The organism is Flavobacterium sp. HSC-61S13, from assembly GCF_024171535.1.
In the GTDB taxonomy this organism is placed as follows: Bacteria; Bacteroidota; Bacteroidia; order Flavobacteriales; family Flavobacteriaceae; genus Flavobacterium.
This window is the reverse complement of sequence record NZ_JALJZV010000032.1, coordinates 1-2495: the sequence shown is the minus strand read 5'-3', so window position 1 is coordinate 2495 and position 2495 is coordinate 1. Positions and strand designations below refer to the sequence as shown.

Annotated in this window: 2 protein-coding genes; both read left to right on the top strand. The window is 37.1% G+C overall.

Annotated features, from left to right (window positions below; all coding sequences use genetic code 11):
* A partial coding sequence (locus tag L1275_RS16475) for a type IX secretion system membrane protein PorP/SprF (protein ID WP_253476098.1) occupies positions 1–414 on the top strand: 414 nt, incomplete at its 5' end.
* Between the two features lie 495 nt (positions 415–909).
* On the top strand, positions 910–2495 hold a 1586-nt coding region (locus L1275_RS16470), incomplete at its 3' end, for a choice-of-anchor L domain-containing protein (RefSeq protein WP_253476095.1).

Below are 2495 nucleotides of genomic sequence, written 5' to 3'. Positions count from 1 at the left end.
AAGTTTTTATGGTCTGCGGGTTATATGTTTGGAACGGAGAGCCGCAGTGGCTTTAGTTATGAGCCGTCCTTTATGATTCAGTATACCGATGAAACGCGTGAAAAGTCATTTGATATCAATATGAAGGTATATCAGAAGTTAAACTTCGGACAAGTTTGGGGAGGGGTTTCCTACCGCCGTAATTTGGAAGGAGCCGACTACCTCAAAAGAGAGGGGGTTTCCAAACAACGCATGCAATACATTACTCCTATAGTGGGTATCAATTATAAAAAATTTATGTTGGCGTATACCTACAGCCATCTAACGGGTGATGTCAAATTTGGCAACGGTGGATTTCACCAATTGACCATCGGTATCAACTTGTTTTGTAAACCGGATAAATATGACTGCGATTGTCCAGCAGTTAACTTTTAATTTTAAAAGCTGCTGTAGCTTATGAAATACAGTAGTGATTGCATTTTAATATAGAGATAAGTGGTAAAATGAAGAGCATCTATGCTTGTTGTTTTACCACTCTCTTTTTGGTAGCATCACTAGTTGTTGTCTAAATGTAACTTTCGTTGTTTTTTAATTGTATGGTCTAGATTTGTGTCAATATGAAAATGGGTGTTGCTATTTAACGAGTTTCTTTGGTATAGAATTTAGTGCGTATCTTGCTGTTTTTGCAAAAGATCTTTTTACTTTAAGATAAATTAGGCTATTAATTGTATGGTTTAAGAATTCGCATTATGCGAAAGATTGCTTTTAGGTGAGCTAAATGAATTAAAAGTTGTGATTATCTGCTGATTTTGCTAATATTATTCAATATGTTTTTGTATTTGATATTTTTTTAAAATAAAAAGTTTTAGATTTGTGTGCGTATTATGTTTTAGTAAAAAATAGCTAGTACAATAAAAAACCTCAAAAATTATGAAGCGAATTTTATTATTATTATTAATGATGTTTGTTTTTTCAACACCTCTCTTTGCGAGTACAAGTGTTTGGAAAGAATCGACTAGGGTATATGCACCAGACTATAAGAGTTCATTGAACTATTATAGTTTTGTGGATTATTTTGATGTCGTAAGAACAACTACAATTAACAAGGCGACTGCTATGTTATTGGCAGCACCCCTAAACGACGAATGTGGTGGGGCTATAGATTTACCTGTGAATCCAACTTTCGAATGTACTCGCACTGTAACGGGGACTTTTAAAGAAGCAACCAATAGTGTGAATATATCACAACCATCTTGTAATCCAGCATCGAAACGCGATGTTTGGTATAAGTTTGTTGCGACGGGCAAGATACATCAATTGAGTGTTGATGTTCCAGGTGTTGCTACTTGGACCATCAATGTAGCGGTCTACGATAAATCGGATTGTTCGTTGATCAAAGCAGCGGCATTTAGCTGTTTTAATTTGACAAATACAGCAAAAAGTAATGTACTGAATAATCTTGTTATTGGACGCATCTATTATGTTCGTCTAGGTAATACGACAGCCAATGATTATCCTTTTACTTTGTGCTTGACAACAGCTCCACCACCAATGCGCGTTAGTGCTAGTGGTGATCAGTATACTGTTGAAGAATTGGTGACAGAGGTTTTGGTTAAATCCGGTTGTAATTTAGTATCCAATATTAAGTATCAAATAGCCGATGGTAGCCCTAAAACAAAGCAATATAATGCATTGGGTTATTTTAATAAGAACGGATCTGTTTTTCCTTTTGATGAAGGGATTGTTTTGACGACTAACGATGTTAATTTTGTAGCTGGTCCTTATAAGGGAAATGGAAGTTCGCGAGGAGCTAACGATGAAAGATGGGCTGGAGATAAAGATGTCAATGATGCCATTAATGATGCAGGTGGAGGGGCTTACCCGCAGAAGCGTGTGACTCAATTGGAATTTGATTTTGTACCGGTTAAGGATTCTATTAAGTTTGAATACTTATTAGCTTCAGAAAGTAATTATCAGGGTTGCGGGGAAATGTGTGCACAGTTTCCAGGGGCCTTATTTGCTGCTTGGTTGATTGATACGACAAATGGAACAGGTGAGAATTTAGCAAAAATACCAGGGACAAATGATCCTATCGGACTAAATAAGGTTAGAGATACTCAAAAAATTGGTTCGGGATGTGTAAGTGTGAATCCACAATTTTATGGGAATCACTATGCGCAACCAGGTGATAATCCAACGGCCTTTCAGCTTAATCCTCTAGGGGCTCCTTTTGATTTTGTTGCATCGACTGTAGCTATGAGTTCTCGTATGGTTAAGGTGATACCCGGTCGTAAATACCACATTAAATTGGCGGTAATGGATTTTTGTCCTAATGTGAATCACTCCTCTGCGGTTTTCTTTAATGCTCGTAGTTTTGATATTGGAACACCAGATTTGGGAGAAGATCTTGTTATCGAAGGTGGTAATGCGATCTGTCCAGGTGGTTCTTTGGTTCTTGGAGGAGATTTAGACGCTAAGGATTATACGATTCAATGGACTAAAAACGGTGTTGACAT